The organism is Cochleicola gelatinilyticus (genome assembly GCF_001637325.1).
GTDB lineage: Bacteria > Bacteroidota > Bacteroidia > Flavobacteriales > Flavobacteriaceae > Cochleicola > Cochleicola gelatinilyticus.
Map to the genome: position 1 here is coordinate 63,903 of NZ_LRXL01000037.1, position 19,883 is coordinate 83,785.

General features: G+C 36.6%; 20 protein-coding genes. 12 read left to right on the forward strand and 8 right to left on the reverse strand.

What is annotated here, in order from left to right; translation table 11 throughout:
• The first annotated feature begins 52 nt into the window (after nt 1-52).
• From ULVI_RS07995 to ULVI_RS08045, 11 genes are all read left to right on the forward strand, one after another.
• Nucleotides 53-880: an outer membrane protein assembly factor BamD gene (locus ULVI_RS07995; RefSeq protein ID WP_068591596.1), complete on the forward strand. Its 828-nt coding sequence runs from the start codon at nt 53-55 to the stop codon at nt 878-880.
• Between the two features lie 10 nt (nt 881-890).
• On the forward strand, nt 891-1,226 hold the full coding sequence (locus tag ULVI_RS08000) for a DNA-directed RNA polymerase subunit omega (protein ID WP_068591598.1): 336 nt from the start codon (nt 891-893) through the stop codon (nt 1,224-1,226).
• A gap of 2 nt (nt 1,227-1,228) precedes the next feature.
• Nucleotides 1,229-2,440: a bifunctional phosphopantothenoylcysteine decarboxylase/phosphopantothenate--cysteine ligase CoaBC gene (gene coaBC / locus ULVI_RS08005; protein ID WP_068591600.1), complete on the forward strand. Its 1,212-nt coding sequence runs from the start codon at nt 1,229-1,231 to the stop codon at nt 2,438-2,440.
• Nucleotides 2,433-3,323 (forward strand): type IX secretion system protein PorD, encoded by an 891-nt coding sequence (gene porD / locus ULVI_RS08010; protein WP_068591602.1) that lies wholly within the window; start codon nt 2,433-2,435, stop codon nt 3,321-3,323. Before coaBC ends, porD begins: the two co-directional genes overlap by 8 nt.
• A 111-nt stretch (nt 3,324-3,434) precedes the next feature.
• A complete protein-coding gene (gene recN / locus ULVI_RS08015; protein WP_068591603.1) occupies nt 3,435-5,087 on the forward strand; it encodes a DNA repair protein RecN in 1,653 nt (550 codons plus the stop codon).
• A gap of 24 nt (nt 5,088-5,111) precedes the next feature.
• Entirely contained in the window at nt 5,112-5,927 is an 816-nt protein-coding gene (locus tag ULVI_RS08020) for an enoyl-ACP reductase FabI (protein ID WP_068591606.1), read from the forward strand.
• Nucleotides 5,928-5,941: 14 nt separating this feature from the next.
• Complete coding sequence (locus ULVI_RS08025) at nt 5,942-6,943, forward strand: glycosyltransferase (protein WP_068591608.1); 1,002 nt, start codon at nt 5,942-5,944, stop codon at nt 6,941-6,943.
• Between the two features lie 28 nt (nt 6,944-6,971).
• Complete coding sequence (locus ULVI_RS08030; RefSeq protein ID WP_068591610.1) at nt 6,972-7,922, forward strand: YbbR-like domain-containing protein; 951 nt, start codon at nt 6,972-6,974, stop codon at nt 7,920-7,922.
• Nucleotides 7,919-8,509: a dephospho-CoA kinase gene (gene coaE, locus ULVI_RS08035; protein ID WP_068591612.1), complete on the forward strand. Its 591-nt coding sequence runs from the start codon at nt 7,919-7,921 to the stop codon at nt 8,507-8,509. The genes ULVI_RS08030 and coaE overlap by 4 nt, the downstream gene beginning before the upstream one ends.
• A gap of 72 nt (nt 8,510-8,581) precedes the next feature.
• Nucleotides 8,582-10,144 (forward strand): sensor histidine kinase, encoded by a 1,563-nt coding sequence (locus ULVI_RS08040; protein WP_068591614.1) that lies wholly within the window; start codon nt 8,582-8,584, stop codon nt 10,142-10,144.
• Between the two features lie 4 nt (nt 10,145-10,148).
• Entirely contained in the window at nt 10,149-10,865 is a 717-nt protein-coding gene (locus tag ULVI_RS08045; RefSeq protein WP_068591615.1) for a response regulator transcription factor, read from the forward strand.
• Nucleotides 10,866-10,900: 35 nt separating this feature from the next.
• Here the strand turns inward: ULVI_RS08045 and miaA are convergent, their stop codons facing one another.
• The 7 genes from miaA to ULVI_RS08080 all read right to left on the reverse strand — a co-directional run bounded on the left by miaA (nt 10,901) and on the right by ULVI_RS08080 (nt 18,038).
• Entirely contained in the window at nt 10,901-11,818 is a 918-nt protein-coding gene (miaA, locus tag ULVI_RS08050; protein ID WP_068591617.1) for a tRNA (adenosine(37)-N6)-dimethylallyltransferase MiaA, read from the reverse strand.
• On the reverse strand, nt 11,808-12,683 hold the full coding sequence (locus ULVI_RS08055; RefSeq protein ID WP_068591619.1) for an ion transporter: 876 nt from the start codon (nt 12,681-12,683) through the stop codon (nt 11,808-11,810). The genes miaA and ULVI_RS08055 overlap by 11 nt, the downstream gene beginning before the upstream one ends.
• A gap of 40 nt (nt 12,684-12,723) precedes the next feature.
• Nucleotides 12,724-14,103 (reverse strand): exonuclease domain-containing protein, encoded by a 1,380-nt coding sequence (locus ULVI_RS08060; protein ID WP_068591621.1) that lies wholly within the window; start codon nt 14,101-14,103, stop codon nt 12,724-12,726.
• A 36-nt stretch (nt 14,104-14,139) separates the two neighbouring features.
• Nucleotides 14,140-14,802: a YggS family pyridoxal phosphate-dependent enzyme gene (locus tag ULVI_RS08065; RefSeq protein WP_068591622.1), complete on the reverse strand. Its 663-nt coding sequence runs from the start codon at nt 14,800-14,802 to the stop codon at nt 14,140-14,142.
• 32 nt (nt 14,803-14,834) lie between these two features.
• Nucleotides 14,835-16,073 (reverse strand): DUF1015 domain-containing protein, encoded by a 1,239-nt coding sequence (locus ULVI_RS08070; RefSeq protein WP_068591625.1) that lies wholly within the window; start codon nt 16,071-16,073, stop codon nt 14,835-14,837.
• 41 nt (nt 16,074-16,114) lie between these two features.
• Entirely contained in the window at nt 16,115-17,005 is an 891-nt protein-coding gene (locus ULVI_RS08075) for a 3-hydroxybutyryl-CoA dehydrogenase (protein WP_068591626.1), read from the reverse strand.
• Nucleotides 17,006-17,069: 64 nt separating this feature from the next.
• Nucleotides 17,070-18,038, reverse strand: coding sequence for a Gfo/Idh/MocA family protein (locus tag ULVI_RS08080; RefSeq protein ID WP_068591629.1), 969 nt, complete (start codon nt 18,036-18,038; stop codon nt 17,070-17,072).
• A 152-nt stretch (nt 18,039-18,190) separates the two neighbouring features.
• On the opposite strand from ULVI_RS08080, the gene ULVI_RS08085 reads away from it, so the two are divergent.
• Entirely contained in the window at nt 18,191-18,832 is a 642-nt protein-coding gene (locus ULVI_RS08085; RefSeq protein ID WP_068591631.1) for a protein-L-isoaspartate(D-aspartate) O-methyltransferase, read from the forward strand.
• Between the two features lie 6 nt (nt 18,833-18,838).
• On the opposite strand, the gene ULVI_RS08090 is transcribed toward ULVI_RS08085, so the two are convergent.
• Nucleotides 18,839-19,819 (reverse strand): DUF1028 domain-containing protein, encoded by a 981-nt coding sequence (locus ULVI_RS08090; protein WP_068591633.1) that lies wholly within the window; start codon nt 19,817-19,819, stop codon nt 18,839-18,841.
• Between the last annotated feature and the right edge of the window lie 64 nt (nt 19,820-19,883).

The window sequence follows — 19,883 nt, forward strand, 5'->3', positions numbered from 1 at the left end:
GTTTTTATAATAGCACATAATTCACTACTTTTGCACGATGTTTTTTAAATATATGAGAGCAAGTCTATTACTTCTTTTTTTTAGCGTAATTTTTTTTAGTTCATGTAGTGAGTATCAAAAGGTGCTTACTGGTGACGATATAGGGAATAAATATGCTATGGCAGATTCACTATACCGTAAAGGCAAATACAAAAAAGCCCTGCGTTTAATGGAGCAAATCGTACCGGCATATCGAGGTAAGCCACAAGCTGAGCGTCTTATGTATTTGTATGCGAATACTTTTTATGAGTTAGGTGATAACTATTTAGCAGGATACCAATTTGAACGTTTTGCAGATACGTATCCGCAGAGTGATAGTGTAGAAGTTGCAGCGTATAGATCTGCAAAAAGTTATGCTAAACTATCTAACCGATATTCTCTAGACCAGAAAGAAACATATACAGCACTTGAAAAACTTCAAGGATATATTAACAAGTATCCTAATTCAGACTATAGGGAGGAAGCCAATGCTTCTGTTGCTGAACTTCGATTAAAGTTAGATAGAAAATCATACGAAACAGCAAACCAGTATCTTCGTATAGAAGATTATAAAGTTGCTATCGAAGCGTTTGAAAACTTCATTGTAGATAATCCAGGGTCTAAGTTTAGAAGTCAAGCATTTTTAGGAAGACTAGAAGCGGGATATAGATTAGCGATAAATAGTTTTCCAGCTTTGGTAAAATTACGTTTGTTAAAAGCAAAAGAGTATTATAACAGCTTTAATAAATATTATAAAGATTCTGAATTCAGTCCACGTGCGAATGAAATTCTGGAAGATATTAATAAACGGTTAGCAGCGTACCCTACTGAAACCGAAACTGAGACTGAAACAACACCATAATCCTTACATTATGACAGATATTAAAAATTCTGAAGCACCAATCAATACAACAACTATTGATAAAAACTTGGTTGATGCACCAACTAATAACATCTATGAGGCAATCTCTATTATTTCTAAGAGAGCCAATCAGATTAATGGCGATATCAAAAAAGAATTGCTTGAAAAGTTAGATGAGTTTGCTACCTATAACGATAGTTTGGAAGAAATTTTCGAAAATAAAGAGCAGATCGAAGTTTCTAAATTCTATGAGAAACTACCTAAGCCACATGCGCTAGCAGTTCAAGAATGGTTGGATAATAAGATCTATTTCCGTAATACAGCAGACGAAGATATCGAAAAATAAAAATGGGAGTTTTAAGCGGTAAACATATTTTACTAGGCGTTACAGCCGGTATTGCTGCTTATAAATCTGCCTTTTTAGTTCGATTGCTTGTTAAGAAAGGTGCGGAAGTAAAAGTTATTATGACTCCTTCGGCTAAAGAGTTTGTAACTCCTTTAACCTTATCAACACTTTCGAAAAACGAAGTACACTCTTCTTTTACCAATGAAGAGAATGAAAATGCCCAATGGAATAACCATGTTGAGTTAGCCCTTTGGGCAGATTTATTTATTATAGCTCCCGCCACAGCCAATACGCTCTCGAAAATGGCTCACGGAACTAGTAATAATTTGTTGCTAGCCACATATCTTTCTGCTAAATGTCCTGTATATTATGCGCCAGCAATGGATCTAGATATGTACAAACATCCCTCCACCCTCGCGACTTTTGCCACGTTAGAATCGTTTGGGAATATACAAATTGAAGCAGATCATGGAGAGTTGGCAAGTGGTTTAATAGGGAAAGGTAGAATGGCAGAGCCAGAAGCTATTGTGTCATTTATTGAAAAAGAACTTTCTAAGAAATTACCTTTTCGAGGAACAAAAATTCTTATCACCGCAGGACCAACGTACGAAGCGATCGATCCTGTTCGATTTATTGGAAATCACAGCAGTGGTAAAATGGGATGTGCTATAGCGGAAGCAGCTGCGAAACTGGGAGCTGAGGTCGTACTTGTGTTAGGTCCATCGGCCGTGAAAGTAACAGAAGAGAGCATGACGGTAATACGGGTAGTTTCAGCTCAAGATATGTGTGAGGCTGTGCACGATCATTTTCGTACATCACATGTTGCTATTCTAAGTGCGGCAGTAGCCGATTACAGACCTTCCGAAGTAGCTTCAGAAAAAATTAAAAAGAAAGAGGGTACATTAACGCTCCATCTCGAAAAAACAAAAGACATTCTTGCTTCACTTGGGGCTATTAAAAAAGATCAATTTTTAGTTGGTTTTGCTTTAGAGACCCAGAACGAACTTGAAAATGCAAAAACAAAGCTTCAAAAAAAGAATTTAGATTTAATTGTTTTAAATTCGCTAAAAGACAAGGGAGCAGGGTTTCAAAAAGATACAAATAAAGTGACTTTTGTAACTAAAGACAATAAAGTACTTCCGTTTGAAGTTAAACAGAAGTCGGAAGTAGCTACCGATATTTTAGATCATATTTTACAATACATACATGCGTAAATTTTTACTTTTATCTAGTCTTATGTTTATGGTTTTTGCAGCACAAGCTCAAGAACTAAACGCTACAGTTACCATAGATGCAGAACAAACAGGACAGCCAAATCAGCAAGTATTTCGAACGTTGCAACAACAACTTACCGAATTTGTAACCAACACCAAGTGGACAAATAAAACATTTAAGAACCAAGAGCGAATCGATTGTAATTTCACCTTAATTCTTACAGAGTATAACGGAGATTCTTTTTTAGGATCCTTACAAATACAAGCTTCGAGACCTGTTTTTAACTCCACCTACGATACACCCATTTATAATTATAACGATAAACAATTAGGCTTTACCTATAAAGAGTTTCAACCATTGAACTTTAATATTAATACGTTCGACTCTAACCTTATTTCTGCGATCGCTTTTCATGTGTATACAATCTTAGGGCTCGATGCAGATACTTTTCAATTAAATGGCGGTGCCGAATATTTCGAGACGGTAAAACAAATCGTAAATACAGCAGCAGGAAGTAATTCTGTAGGTTGGAAAGCGAGCGACGGAACCCAGTCGCGCTACCGCTATAACGATGCTCTAATTTCGAATGTATACAGTGAGTTTCACGATGCTATGTATCAATACCATCTTCAAGGATTAGATTTAATGTCTGAAGACCAAAAGCAAGCGAAAGAAAATATGATCGCTGCGATCGGGAAGTTGAAAAATATTAATGACCGTCGCCCAAACTCGTATTTAATTCGTACTTTTTTTGATACGAAGAGTGATGAAATTCAAGCAGTTTTTAGCGGAGGTCCTTCCGTAAATATTACCACGCTTCTCGAAAACCTTACTCGTATGGCACCTACTAAAAGAGAAACTTGGAGTAATATAAAGTTTTAATTCTATATCGTATTTCCCTGTAGATTTTTTAAAAACCCGTATCTTTCAAACTCCTTTCCGAGGGGTGTCTCTTCGGAAAGTTTACATTGCTAATTGTAATTTTTTTCTGAATTGATCTCACAACTTGCCATAAAAAATTATGCTCTTATTGAAGACATCCGCGTTACTTTACAACCCGGACTAACAATTATAACAGGAGAAACTGGTGCCGGAAAATCTATTCTTTTGGGAGCACTTGCCTTACTTTTAGGGAAACGCGCAGACCTTAGCAGTGTAAAAGACAACTCAAAAAAGTGTGTGATTGAAGCTGAATTTACGTTAAAAGGATATGGACTTGAAGCCGTTTTCGATGAGTACGATTTAGATTACGATCTACATACCATAATCCGCAGAGAAATTCTACCAGGAGGAAAATCCCGAGCTTTCGTGAATGATACTCCAGTTAATCTTTCACAGCTACAATCGCTAGCTCCTTACTTAGTCGATATTCACAGTCAGAATGAAACACTATCGTTAGCGTCAGAGGCTTATCAACTCGAGGTGATCGATGCACTTGCTGGAAATGCTGAGCTACTACAAGAATATACCTCACAATTGTCTTTATATAGAACGGTTACCGAAACATTAGAGAAGCTTATTTCTGAAAAGGAAACCGCTACAAAAGAACTCGATTACCATACCTTTCAACACACAGAATTAGTTGAAGCTAATTTAAAAGGAATGGATCAACAAGAATTGGAGGAAACTTTTGAAACATTGAGTAATTCTGAAGAAATTCAAGAAGGAATTGCACAGGGCTTAGAATTATTATCTGAAGAAAATGTTGGAACAATAGAAACAGCGAAACAAGTACGAGCTACACTGTCAAAATTAAAAAATTATGCCAGTCGTTATGAAGATTTTTGGGATCGTATTAACAGCGTAATAATTGAATTAGAAGATATATTCGAAGCACTTTCTGAAGCTTCAGATACCGTAGAAGCAGATCCATCCACCTTATTCGAATTAAATGCAAAGCTTCAAACACTTTATAAACTTCAGCAGAAACATTCCGTAGCCACTGTTAATGAATTGATCGAAATTCAAGAGTCTCTTGCTGAAAAAATCGATACAACTCTTCATTTAGATAGTGCTATAGATGCCGCTAAAAGAGAAAAAGCGCATGCGGAAGAAATTGCCTTGCAAACAGCTTCCGAAATACATAAAAAACGTATCGCTGCTATACCCGAATTAAAAAAACAATTGGAAGCGTATTTAAAAGAATTAGGGTTGCCAAATGCAACGTTTCAGTTCGACTTAAATGCCTCTAAAACTTTTCGAAGTGCTGGAACCGATACACTCGAATTGTTGTTCACAGCGAATAAAGGATTAGCACCGGCACCTTTAAAGAAAGTTGCTTCTGGAGGAGAAATGAGCCGGATTATGCTAGCTGTAAAGGCGGTGCTTGCTAAGTACAAAAAGTTACCCACCATCGTTTTCGATGAAATTGATACAGGAGTTTCGGGGGAGATTGCAAATAAAATGGCAAAAATCATGGCGGAAATGAGTGTCAGTATGCAATTAATTAGCATTACCCACCTTCCACAAATCGCCTCTAAAGGAGCTCATCATATAAAAGTGTATAAAGAGGATGTTAATGAGCGCACGGTGACGGGATTGAAAATTCTTACGGAAGAGGAGCGCATCGTCGAGATTGCACAAATGATCGGGGGAAAACACGTCACCGATGCAGCACTTGCAAATGCAAAAGAATTATTAAACTAAAATTGATTTTAAAATATTAGCACCATGTCATACAATTTACTAAAAGGAAAACGAGGAATTATATTTGGAGCATTAGATGAAAATTCTATTGCTTGGAAAACAGCTGAGCGAGTACATGAGGAAGGTGGAGAGTTTGTATTAACGAATGCGCCAATTGCAATGCGTATGGGACAAATTAAACAATTGGCAGAAAAAACGGGGTCAGAGATTATACCCGCAGATGCTACTAATTTAGAAGAACTTGAAAACCTTGTTGCAAAAGCGCAAGAGATTCTTGGAGGAAAATTAGATTTTGTGCTGCATTCTATTGGTATGTCTGTTAATGTTCGCAAAGGAAAACATTATACCGATTCTAATTACGACTGGACTCATAAAGGATGGGACGTCTCTGCCGTGTCATTTCATAAAACGATGAGTGTGCTTTATAAACAAGATGCGATGAACGAATGGGGAAGTATTGTAGCGCTTACCTATATGGCGGCACAGCGCGTATTCCCAGATTATAATGACATGGCGGATAACAAGGCGTACTTAGAATCTATCGCACGTAGTTTTGGCTATTTCTTTGGAAGAGATAAGAAAGTTAGAGTGAATACAATTTCACAATCCCCAACACCTACCACAGCAGGGCAGGGGGTAAAAGGGTTTGATGGCTTTATTTCATATGCCGATAAAATGTCTCCACTAGGAAATGCTACCGCCGAAGATTGTGCTGCCTATACGGTTTCTTTATTTAGTGACCTTACAAAACGAGTTACGCTACAGAACCTTTATAATGATGGTGGTTTTTCTAATATGGGAGTAAGCGATGCTGTAATGGATGCTTTTACAAAAGAATAGTCCCTTTATATATTATGAGTCGAATGTATTCTTTTATTATTCCTGTCTTTAATCGTTCGAAAGAGATCGAAGAACTTTTAGGCAGTTTTATAAAAATGGAGTACAATGAACCCTATGAAATTGTTATCGTTGAAGACGGCTCTTCGGAAACTTCTGAAGCGGTGGTGAAGCGTTTTGCAAATAACTTACCTATCACTTATTACTTTAAGCCGAATTCGGGTCCCGGTGCTTCCAGAAACTTCGGAATGCAAAAAGCAAAAGGGAACTACTTTATAATTTTAGATTCAGACGTATTGATGCCTCCACATTATTTAAAGACGGTCGATGCATTTTTGAAGAAAACGTATTACGATTGCTTTGGTGGGGCAGATGCGGCACATGATAGTTTTACACCTTTACAGAAAGCAATTAATTATGTAATGACCTCCTTTTTTACAACGGGAGGAATTCGTGGAAGTGAAAAAAGCGTACAACATTTCGAACCGCGAAGTTTTAATATGGGGATTTCCAAAAAAGCATTTGAAGCTACTGGGGGTTTTGCGAAGATACACCCTGGAGAAGATCCCGATTTATCTCAACGCATCTTAAAATCTGGTTTTAAAACGACATTTATTCCTAATGCTTTCGTCTATCATAAAAGGCGTATTTCTTGGAACAAGTTCTATACGCAAGTGAAAAAGTTTGGAATGGTGCGACCTATTTTAACAAAGTGGCACCCTACTGCGGCGAAGGTTACTTTTTGGTTTCCAAGCTTATTTGTGATATTCACCATAGCATCAGTCTTAGGCGCATTGCTATATCGATGGGAACTTATTATCCCACTTCTCGGATATGTACTTTTAATTTTATTTCATGCTTCTTTCGTTACTAAGAGTATAGGTATTGGAATTTTGTCTGTCGCAGCTGTTTTTGTTCAGTTCTTTGGCTACGGGATTGCATTTTTAAAATCTACCTTCTTTATACGTTTGCTTCAGAAAGACCCTGAAAAGAAGTTTCCAAACTTATTTTTTAAGTAAATTTAGAAGCTGAAAAGAAGCCATTTGTATGTCTAAAATTTCATTTCCTGCATTAAAAAAGTCGAAAATTAAAAGTTTTCTGCTCTTCTTATTACTTGCAATGCTTTTCTGGACTCTTACAAAGTTTTCAAAAGAATATACAGCTACTGTAACTGCTAAGGTTGATTATTATAACCCACCGAATAATACATCTTTGTCTAAAGATCACCCAAATGAAGTTTCGTTCGATCTCACGGGAAATGGATTTGGTTTTCTTTTTTATAAATTTAAAAATCCGGAGGTGCGCATCGACCTAAGTGAATATTTTAAAGAAGGTGCCAGCGAAATTGTAATTCCTAAAAGTGAACTTATAAAACTTACTACGGCACAATTAAAACAATCTATTGCAGTAAAGAACATTTCGCCCGAGCAATTGCATATTCCTTTAGATGATATTGTTTCTAAAAAAGTTCCCGTTATTGCAAGAGCTACCATATCGTTTGAGAATGGATATCAAGCTTTAGACAGTTTACATTCTGTACCAGACTCTGTGATGGTTTCAGGGCCTTCAAAATATGTAAATGTTCTTGACTCTATTGTTACCGAAAATCGTTCTTTTAATAAGGTTCAGGATAATATTTCGGCTGATGTTTCTTTAGTAGTGGCAGACTCATTAACATTAAGACTTTCACCTAAAAAAGTACGTATTGCTATCACGGTTGATGAGTTTGCCGAAAAACAAATTAGTGTTCCTATAGAAGTAATTAATATTCCAGATGGAACTACAATTAAATTGATTCCGAAAATGATTACGGTTACGTTTAATGCTTCCGTCCAAAACTTTAAGACTATTAGCAGAGATAGTCTTCGTATAATTTGTGATTTTAAAGAACGAAATTCCGAAGAAAATTTTATGATTCCTAAGCTAATTAAATCTCCAAAGGGAATTGTAAACGCTGAATTTAGTACAAAAAAAATTGATTATCTTATTTTTAAATGAAAATACTAGGACTTACAGGCGGTATTGGAAGTGGTAAAACCACTGTGGCTAAAATGTTTATGGAGCTTGGAGTGCCAGTATATATAGCCGATGATGAAGCCCGTGCACTTACTAATAGTTCGAAACTAATTAGAGAGCAACTCATTAAATTATTAGGCGATTCAATTTATACTAAATCTGGACTAGACAGAGCTTACGTTGGGAGCATTGTATTTAAAGATGCTCAACTCTTAGAAAAAATGAATAAGATTATACATCCCGAAGTTGCAAAACATTTTCAAAGTTGGGTTGAAAAACAACATGGGACCTACTGTTTAAAGGAAGCGGCAATACTTTTTGAAAATGGAGGTTATAAAAGTTGTGATGCAACTGTATTGGTAACTGCACCAGTAGCTATGCGATTAGAGCGTGTAATGCAGCGTGATGCTACTACTAAAGATGCAATTCTTGAACGTATGGACCACCAATGGAGTGATGATAAAAAAGCAAAAATGGCCGATTTTGTTATTGAAAATATAGACCTTCAGAACACAAAAAAGAGAGTGCTAGAATTACATCAGATATTTTCTCAAAAAACTACTTTTTAATTACACTTTTCTTTTTGTTAACATTTGGTTAAACAGAAAGGAGAACAAATGTTAAAATCATACTTTTGGGGTATGAACAAACAGCTATTTGTATTACTCATAGCCCTAATGATACTCTCATTATTGGGAATCGTTTTTGTTCAAGGATATTGGATATCTAATTCGTATCAAACAAAAGAGGACCAATTCAATTTTAATATTAATCAAGTGATGCTTGATACTTCTAAGGAATTGACCACTAGAGAAGTAGAGGAGTATTATAATTTGTACAGTGGTATTGTTGATAGTTCACAGACCAAAGATGGAGAAAGTATAAGTGAACTTATTTACAAAATTAAAAGTGACGAGACGAACGAAACCTATATTTTTTCGGATGGAATCTATGAAGAAGACTATAAATTAACCTCTAATTTTTTCGATACACAAGTTGATAGTATTCGTTTTAGAAGATTAACAAATAGAAAGACCACCACAAGAATAATAGAAGGGGTAGATGGAAAGAGCGAAACCCAAATAAATTCGGTAGCCTTTAGTAGATTAAAAGATTACGAACGCAAACAGTTTGAAAATTCGTTTAATAATATTTCAGCAAAAATTCCAATTCATAGAAGAGTTTCTGCAGATGAAATACAGAAATTAATTTCAGACGAATTATTTGAAAGAGGGGTAGATTCTAAATTTGAGTTTGCAATTTACAGCAACAACCTTGCAACTAAAGTTAGGTCGGACAAGTTTCAATATGATCCAGAATCAACCTACTCGGTGCCAATTTTTGTAAACGAAGAATTTAATAAACAATACACATTGTATGTTAATTTCTCAGAAAAACAACAAGTAGTACGAAGTTCTATTTTAGGGATGGCAGTACTTTCATTATTGTTTACGGCTGTAATTGTATTTGCATTTTATAGTGCGTTATCACAGTTGTTTAAGCAACGACAAATCGCACAGATAAAAACAGACTTTATAAATAACATGACCCACGAATTTAAAACTCCTATAGCAACAATTAACCTTGCGTTAGATGCTTTAAATAATCCAAAGGTAAAAGATAATAAAGAGTTTTTGGCACGGTATCTAAAGATGATCCGTGATGAAAATAAACGAATGCATGCCCAAGTAGAAAATGTACTCCGCATTTCTAAATTGGAAAAAAACGAACTAGACCTACCAAAAGAACGTTTAAAATTACACGACTTGATCGACGATGCGATCACGCATGTCAGCTTACTTGTAGAAGATCGTGGAGGATATATAAAAACACATTTCGGAGCCTTAAAATCTTCTATTCTGGCAAACGATTCTCATTTTAGTAATGTAATCGTTAATATGTTAGATAATGCAATAAAGTATTCTGAAGACGAGCCTAAAATAGACATCTATACAGAGAATGTAAAGAATTCTATCATCTTAAAAATACGGGATCAAGGAATGGGAATGTCGAAAACCGTACAAAAGAAAATTTTCGATAAATTTTATCGAGAACACTCTGGAGACATACACAATGTAAAAGGTCATGGACTTGGACTCGCATACGTTAAAAGAATTTTAGACGATCACGATGCAGAAGTATACGTAGAAAGTGAAAAGGGAAAAGGAAGCACATTTATTATAAAATTACACTTAATATCTTAACATTATGGAAACAGAAAACAAAAAGATCTTGCTGGTAGAAGACGATCCGAATTTCGGAACGGTACTTAAGGACTACTTAGCAATGAACGAATACGAAGTTACACACGCTAAAAACGGAATGGAAGGTTTCGAGAAATTTAAAAAAGACGATTACGATCTTTGTATTCTCGATGTGATGATGCCGTATAAGGATGGATTTACATTAGCAAAAGAAATTCGTGAAAAAAACGAAGATGTACCTATCATTTTTCTTACAGCGAAAGCGATGAAAGAAGATGTGTTAAAGGGATATAAAGTAGGGGCAGACGATTATTTAAATAAACCTTTCGATAGTGAAGTATTGCTCATGAAAATTAAAGCAATAATTCAACGAAAAGCAACAGATTCTCTTGCAGATAGTAAACAATTCGAATTTCAAGTTGGTAACTTCCACTTAAATTCTAAGCTTCGTTTTCTTACGTATAAAAAAGAAGATCCAATAAAACTATCTCCAAAAGAAAACGAATTATTACGTCTACTTGCGTTGCATAAAAACGACTTAATGCCACGTGAATTAGCACTAACCAAAATATGGAGAGATGATAACTATTTCACCTCTCGTAGTATGGATGTTTACATTGCTAAATTGCGTAAATATCTTGGTAAAGATGACGGTGTTGAGATCATTAACATTCACGGGGAAGGATTCCGTTTGGTTGTTAAAGATGAAGTAGATAACTAAGAATTAAGATACATAAAGTGTGAAAAAGCGCCCGGTTATTGGGCGCTTTTTAGTTTGATAAAATCTATTATTTCTGAAGGTTCTGTCTCAAAATCAAACCACTGAATTTCTTTATTTTTTCTAAACCAAGTACCTTGTCGTTTAGCAAACCTCCGGGTGTTTTTCTTTATTTCTGAAATAGCTTCATCTAAAGATAAATCACCATCGAAATACTCAAACAACTCTCTGTATCCCACTGTTTGAAGCGCATTAAAATGGCGGTGTTCCTTTAGATTTTCTGCTTCAGTAACTAACCCCATGTCCACCATGATGTCGACCCGACGATTAATTCTATCGTAAACGATTGGTCTTTCTGCAGTAAGCCCTATGAGCAGTGTATTAAATTCACGTTCCCCGGGATCTTTTTTCAGAAATGAGGAATACGGCTTTCCAGTACCACGGTACAATTCTAATGCGCGGATAAGGCGATGTGGATTTTCAAGATCTACAGTCTTATAGTAAGTGGGGTCAACCTCTTTCAATTCACGCTGCAGAACTGCAATCCCTTCGGTTTCGAGAATATTATTTAGTGTTTTGCGAATGCTATCTGGTACTTTAGGAAACGAATCTAATCCCTTTACAACTGCATCTACATATAGACCAGAGCCACCAACCATCACCACAACTTTATACTGTTCGTATAATTGGTGTAGCTTCAGAAGGACTTCTTTTTCAAAATCACCCACACTATACGGTTCAAAAATACTCTTGTTCTGTATAAAATGATGCGGTACTTCCCTTAATTCTTCCGAAGAAGGAACTGCAGTTCCAATCGACATTTCTTTATAAAACTGTCGCGAATCGGCCGATATAATTTCAGTATTAAACGCTTTTGCAATAGCAATAGAGAGGGAGGTTTTGCCAATGGCAGTAGGACCTACAATACAAATAAGTAATGGTTTTTTAATCGGCATTGGGAACTATATCTTCCGGATGCAAATTGTTTCCGCATTTATGACAAAACTCTGCATCATCGCGATGCCTTGATGCACCACAATTACGACAAGCTTGCGAATTTACGTGAACATATTGATCGCTGTCTAGATCTGGTTTTTTACCGGTGCTTCTTGCATACTCAGCACTCACAATACCCGTAGGAACTGCTATAATTCCGTATCCCATAATCATGAGTACAGCTGCTATAAATTGCCCTAATGGCTTTACAGGAGCGATATCTCCAAATCCAACAGTAGTAAGAGTAACTATAGACCAATATACGCTTGCTGGAATGCTCTTAAATCCACTTTCTTCTCCTTCCACAAGATACATAAGGGTCCCCGCGAGAATTGCTACTATTAGAACAGCAAATAGAAAAACAAGTATTTTAGGGCGACTGTCGTTTAATGCTTTTCCCAGTTTATTTGCCTCTCCTATATAGCGAGTTACTTTTAAAATTCGAAATACTCGTAACAAACGAAGTGCGCGAACCGTTAGTAAATAGTTACTTCCTACTAAGATAAAAGATAAGTATAGAGGAATGGTCGATAGAAAATCGATGACTCCATAGAAACTAAAAATGTAAGAAGACGGCTTTTTTACGGTTATAATTCGTGCAATATATTCGAAGGTAAAAAAGATTGTGATAACCCATTCTCCATAATATAAATAATCGTATACCCAATCTGGTTGGCCTTTTACACTTTCAACCATTACCAAAATAACACTTAATAAAATGAGAATAAGTAACACAATATCAAAGAGTTTTCCCATGGGGGTGTCAGCCTCATAAATGATCTCGTGTAATCTTCTTTTCCAGATGCTCTCTTTTGGTTTCGGCAACGTATTGTTTTTAGATAGGTATAAAATTACGCAACTTTTGTTACATGGGGGCTTCCTGTGGAAGATTTACTATTTTAAGTACCTTATTGCGTCGTAAGTAACTTTGTATTATATGCTGGGCGTCCCGATTATTCTGCATTGGATTAATAATTGAACGAAGAATCTCGGGGTTGTTAATCTGATAATTCAAATTATAATAGCCATATCCTTTGTAGTTTCCGTTCTCTATAAGAATAACAGAGCGTTCATCGATGTCACGCCCCTTATCGATAATAAGCATGTGTTGATTGCTATAACTGTTTTTGTCTAAAAATTCTCGTACTCGTTCATTGTATGCCTCAGCAGATTCTTTTTGTATACATGCCCCCAGGCATTCTTTAATAGTATATTGAAAACACGCTCCATCTGTTTTATGTAAACCAGTTAATTTCTGGCACAACTGGTATTTTTCTGTGATGAGAAATAATGCAGATTTTGCCTGTTGGTAATTAGTAAATGTAGTGACAGGCTTCTTACGCGCATCCGATTTTTCGATTTTTAATTCTAAATAGCCCTCTTCGTTTTTGTGAACGGCGAGCTGATACTGGAATAAGGTTTTGCGTAATGCTCGATTGTATCTAGGTTTGTTATGTTTTATTTCTTCACTTTCTTTTAATTGCGCAATAAGATCATTTCCTGTTTTTTCGTAGGTCACCGCTGTAACTTCTAACTGGATTTGTTTCGATTTCTTATTGTCGTTGGTAAAATGCTGGGTAAGGCGTTTTTTTATATTCTTGCTTTTTCCAATATAAATTATGCTACCATCTGCTTTGTGCATGTAATACACTCCAGTATCGGTAGGTGCAGCAGCAATCATATCGATAAGTTTTGGCTCCAACTGCCGCTTTGGGTCTTTTTTTATAGAAGTACTTATAATCTCTTTATTGTTGTCTTTATTCAGCAACATTTTAAACAATGTTACAGTTGCCTTTGCATCCCCTTGCGCTCGATGCCGATCACTTAACGGAATGCCCAACGATCTCACTAATTTTCCTAAACTATACGAAGGAAGATCGGGAATAAGTTTTTTTGAAAGTTCTACAGTACACAGGGTGTCTTTCTCGAAAGGATATCCCAATCGATCAAATTCTGTGGTTAAGATCCGGTTATCGAATTTAGCATTGTGTGCTACAAGAATACAATCGTTCGTAATTTCAATAATGCGTTTGGCTACTTCATAGAATTTAGGAGCGTTCCGAAGCATGTCGCTATTAATACCAGTAAGGTTTACTACAAAAGGTTGTATGGGGCGCTCCGGATTTACAAGGCTGCTAAATTGATCTACCACTTCATGCCCGTCGAACCGATAAATAGCGATTTCAGTAATCCCTTCTTCATTGTATTTTCCTCCCGTGGTCTCTATATCTAATATTGCGTACAAATGATAATTTTAGGTATTATTTATTTGTTGTTTTTACTATTCATTTGAATAGTTACGGGCACCAAAAATTGCACTTCCAACACGAATTAAGTTGCTTCCGTTTTTTATAGCAAGTTGGTAATCGCCGCTCATGCCCATCGATAAAAATTTAAAATTGTAGGTTTCCTGTAAAGTATCGTACAGTTTTTTTAATTTCTGAAACTCTCTCGATACCTGTTCATTGTCTTCGGTAAATGTCGCCATTCCCATAAGGCCTACAATGTTAACGTTATGAAATGTTTTTGTTGTTTCTGAAGCTAATAATTCCCTTGCAGAATCAGCTTCGAGTCCAAATTTAGTGTCTTCTTCAGCAATCTTCACTTGTAGCAGACAGTCGATGACACGGTCTGAAGCTTTCGCTTGTTTATTAATTTCTTTAAGCAACCTCGCACTGTCTACCGAATGGATTAAAGAAACAAAAGGAGCCATGTATTTTACTTTATTACGTTGCACATGCCCAATCATGTGCCATTCGATGTCTTTAGGCATCTCCTGCCATTTGGCTTCCATTTCTTGCACTTTATTTTCACCAAAAATGCGTTGCCCTGTGTTATAGGCTTCCATAATTTCAGAAACAGGCTTTGTTTTCGACACGGCAACTAACGTAACGGTGTCTGGTAATTTCTTTTTAAATGTTGTTAAATTCTCTGAAATACTCATTTTTGCATATCTAATTTTTCACTACTCTCTATTCAAAACTCATAAATCGTGACACCACTTCTCAGTTTTGGTTCGATGTAGGTGCTTTTAGGAGGCATTTTTAAACCTTCATCTGCAATTTGCTTCATCTCATCAACTGTGATAGATAGCAGGCCAAAACCTACTTTGTATTCCCCCGAATCTACTGCGGTTTTAACATATGCCAGATCGTTTTTTCCGTGCGAATATCCTATGCGAATATCATTTCGTACGTCTTCAATACCCAGCATTGGTCTTAAAATAGTTTTATATAATATTTGAGTGTCTAAAGCATCGAGTGCATTCGAAATTGTATACGTTCCCTTCCGAAGGTATAACGAATAAAACTCCCCGTCAAGATACATGCTAAAATGATGTTTTTTTGAAGGCTTATAATATTCTTGTCCACGGTTCTCAATTCGAAAAACCCCGTCCAATTGTATTAAAAACTCCTGTTTTGAAAGTCCGTTAAGGTCTTTAACTAGACGATTAAACTCATAAATCTTTAGATCACTTTCAGGAATTAAATAGCTCATAAAATAGTTATAAGGCTCTTCTCCTGTATGCTCTTTATTTTCTTCCTTTAAATGTGTCGCTAATAGATACGATGAAGCCGATCGGTGATGGCCGTCTGCAATATAGAGAGTTTCCATTTTTGCGAATAGCGCTTCAATTTCTATAACAATTTTTTCATCATCGACATTCCATAAATAATGCGTATCGCGATAGGTTGTGGTAAATTCAAATTCTGCCCTCGTTTTCATTATTTTTTCAATAATAGCTTCCAAATCGGGAGAATCTGGATAGGTGAGAAGCACTGGTTCTGCATTAAAACCTACCGTATTTAAATATTTTTCGAAAATCACTTCTTTATACTCGAGCGTATCTTCGTGCTTTTTAATCACATCATTTTCGTAGTCTGCTGCACTGGTAGCAGCTACAATCCCATTAAACTCTAATCCGTCGCGATTCACAATTTTATAAATGTAATAAGAAGGTTTTTCGTCTTGAATAAAGATTTCTTCTTCTTTAAATTCTTGATAGCGATTTCTTACTAATGTATAGCGTTGTTCCCCAGAAATTTCCTGTTGGTACTTATAGCCAGGGTTTACGATATGAAGAAACGAAAAAGGATTGTCCCGCAACCGTGATTCAACTTGTGCAGGGGTGTAGCTATCGTACGATCGTGCTGCGATCAAACTTACTTTGTCGCGTGTGGGACGCACTGCTTTAAAAGGGATGACTTTTGCCAAGTTTTTACTTCAGAATTATTATTTATTTTTTTGTTTCCAGTCTATTTCGCGAACATTTTTGAAACAGTTTCGGCCTTTCGATTCTCACTGTAGTCATAGAATCCTTCGCCACTCTTACTACCTAGTTTTCCTGCCATGACCATGTTTACAAGCAAGGGGCATGGAGCGTATTTCGGATTTTTAAATCCGTCGTACATTACATTCAGAATAGAAAGGCAAACGTCTAGCCCTATAAAATCTGCTAATGCGAGCGGTCCCATTGGATGCGCCATTCCCAGCATCATTACCGTATCTATTTCTTTTACACCTGCAACACCATTATATAAAGTTTCTATAGCCTCGTTGATCATGGGCATTAAAATACGATTGGCTACAAAACCAGGATAATCGTTTACTTCTACAGGAACTTTACCTAGTTTTTCTGAAAGGACTTTTACTAAATTATACGTTTCGTCGCTAGTACTATATCCTTTAATAACTTCCACCAGTTTCATGATAGGCACTGGGTTCATAAAGTGCATTCCAATTACTTTTTCGGGTCGTGAGGTAACGGAAGCGATCTTTGTAATAGAAATTGAAGAAGTGTTACTCGCTAAAATAGTATCGTTAGCACAAAATGAATCAAGATCACGGAAGATCTTTAATTTTAAATCTAGATTTTCGGTAGCGGCTTCAACGACTAACCCTACAGAGTTAACGCCATCTTCTAAACTGGTGTGAGTGGTTATGTTGTTCAAAGTGCGCTGTTTGTCTTCCTCAGAAATCTTTTCTTTCGCTACCATGCGATCAAGATTTTTAGTGATGGTAGTCATCCCTTTATCTAAAGAGGTCTGTGAAATATCGATAAGTTGTACGTTGTAATCGTATTGTGCAAATGTGTGGGCAATTCCGTTCCCCATAGTTCCTGCACCTATCACTGCTATATTCTTCATGTAAAATTGTTTATTTCGGCTCTGCTTTATATAAATTTTTGCAGAGATTTTTTTTAATTAATGCTTATATATGTTTAAAATTTTCTATGATTTGCATGGCCACACGTAAGGCTTCAGCACCCTGCCGTAAGCTTACAATCGGAGTTGTATCGGTAGCAATAGAATTTGCAAATGCTTCTAATTCGTCTAGAATAGCATTATTTTCTGGCACATTAGGATTATCAAAATAGATCTGTTTTTTTACTCCTTCGGCATTGGTAAGAATCATGGCAAAATCATCCGGATCTTTCGGGGCGTCCTTCATTTTTACTACTTCACATTTTTTAGTAAGAAAGTCTACAGAGATATAGGCATCTTTCTGAAAAAATCGAGCTTTCCGCATTTTCTTCATTGAGATTCTACTTGCCGTTAAATTGGCAACACATCCATTCTCAAATTCGATACGTGCATTGGCAATATCGGGAGTTTCACTTATTACGGAAACACCACTCGCATCAATGTTTTTCACTTTCGAATTAACAACGCTAAGTATGGCATCGATATCGTGAATCATTAAATCGAGCACTACCGAAACATCGGTGCCCCGAGGATTAAATTCCGCCAATCGGTGAGCTTCAATAAACATCGGGTTTTCGATCATTTTATTCACTGCCATAAAAGCAGGATTAAAACGTTCTACTTGTCCCACCTGTCCGCGCACTTTATATTTTTTTGCCAAATCACGAATTTCATTGGCCTCTTCAACGGTATGCGTAATGGGTTTTTCTATAAAAAGATGCTTTCCTGCCTCGATTACTTTTTTAGCACAAGCATGATGATAGATGGTTGGAGTAACCACATCGACCATATCACAGGCTTCAATTAAAGCGTCCATCGAAGGGAAACTTTTATATCCGAATTCAGCTTCAATCGCTTTTGAAGCCTCGGGATCTGAATCGAAAAAACCAACCAGTTCGTATTGGGTGGATTGTTTCAGTAATTTTAAATGAATTTTTCCAAGGTGACCGGCACCTAAGACTCCGGCTTTTAGCATTGGTATACGTTTTTCACAAAGGTACGGGTTTCAGAAGAACATTAAAAGTTAATGATTTATGAGTTTTTCGTATTTCTGAATTTTTTAATTGGCATTGGAGGTTGTTTTAAAGACCGTATTTTTCTTACTTTGCAAACACAAAAAAATTACTGTTGAAGGATACATTTACCCACCAAGGAAAACGAAAACAACTTGTAAAAACCTTAGAAGCCAAGGGTATAAAAGATGCATTAGTTTTAAAGGCGATTAGTAAAATTCCACGACATCTTTTTATGGATTCTGGTTTTGTGGATCATGCTTACGTAGATAAGGCCTTTCCTATTGCAGCAGACCAGACCATTTCGCAACCTTATACGGTAGCACGACAAACGGAGTTGCTCGAAGTAAAACGTGGTGATACCATTCTTGAAATTGGAACGGGTAGTGGATACCAAACTGCCGTCTTGCTCGAAATGGGGGCGAAAGTATATAGTATTGAACGGCAGAACGAATTGTTTAAAAGAACAAAATTATTTCTTCCTAAAATTGGCTATCGTCCTAAGAAATTCATTTTCGGAGATGGCTATAAAGGATGGCCAACAGAAGCTCCTTTTAATGGGATTATTGTAACCGCAGGAGCCCCTTTTGTTCCCGAACCACTTTTAAAGCAGCTTGCAATAGGAGCGAAACTCGTAATCCCCGTGGGAGATGAGGTGCAAATAATGACCGTTTTTACCAGAAAATCACCTTCAGATTTTGATAAAGAAACTTTCGGAGAATTTAGGTTTGTTCCTTTACTTGAAGATAAAAATTAATTTACGTTACTTCAAGAGCATTTTTAATTCTTCTTCGGAAACATTTAGCAACCCAACTTTAGGAAGTCGTTCTGTAAGCAAACGCCAGTTAGGATCTTTTGCATAAATATGTTGCAACATTTCTTTTGCTTTCTCTATGCTTTTGTCGTTAGCTAATGTAATCGCTGTCCAATATTTCATTTCTAAATTTTCGGGAAAAAGTTTCATGGCGTTGTTATACGATTCCATCGCCTCTTTCATAGCGCCCGTTTCTACGTGAAGATCTCCTTGATTCATAAATTCGTAGGCTCTGAAAACTTTTAGCAATCTACTTAATTCTTGCACTGGAGATTGAGCATCGTCTACTCTAAGGTCGATCAATTTGTCGTTCCAAGGCTCTTCTGAAGCTTTCGGCGCAACTACTAAAAGGGCAGCCGATTGCCTTCCCCGGATATCTCCTCCTTGATCTTGAGCTGCTTTTAAAACAGCAACCATTCGTTCGGCTAGCGGTAATGTATCGTTATTTTTCCAAGCTTCTTCCATAGCAGGTATTACCTTGTCATTAAGCATCATATTAGCTTGTACCGAGAAGTTTTCTCCATTTGCATGTCCTGCTTCCGCAATGCATTTAGCACCTGTATGAGTAGCTACACGGCCTTGGGCGTCGAGAATGGCAACTTGCCGAAATGCTTCACCATCATCATCGCTAAGTAGGTGTTCTAATGCTTGGGAAGGAGATTTACCTTCTTTGAGTAATTTTAATCCACGTACTCCGAACGATTTATTGGTAAACGATTGGGTTGCCACAACTCCAACTCCCGCTTCTCCCCAGGATACAGCTGTACCCACACTAAACCAGTGACTTTGAACCGCTACGGCCATTTCTCCAGTTTTTGCATCACGTGCAACAATAGAATAGGTATGTGCTAAAGGATCGGAAGGTTTTTTAGATTGAGACATGGCTGATAAACTTAGTAAACATGTAAGGATGAGGATGGTTTTTTTCATTGTAATAATTGTTTGAGAGACACCTTCAGTTAGAATTGTAGGCTAAATGTAAGCAAATGCCTAG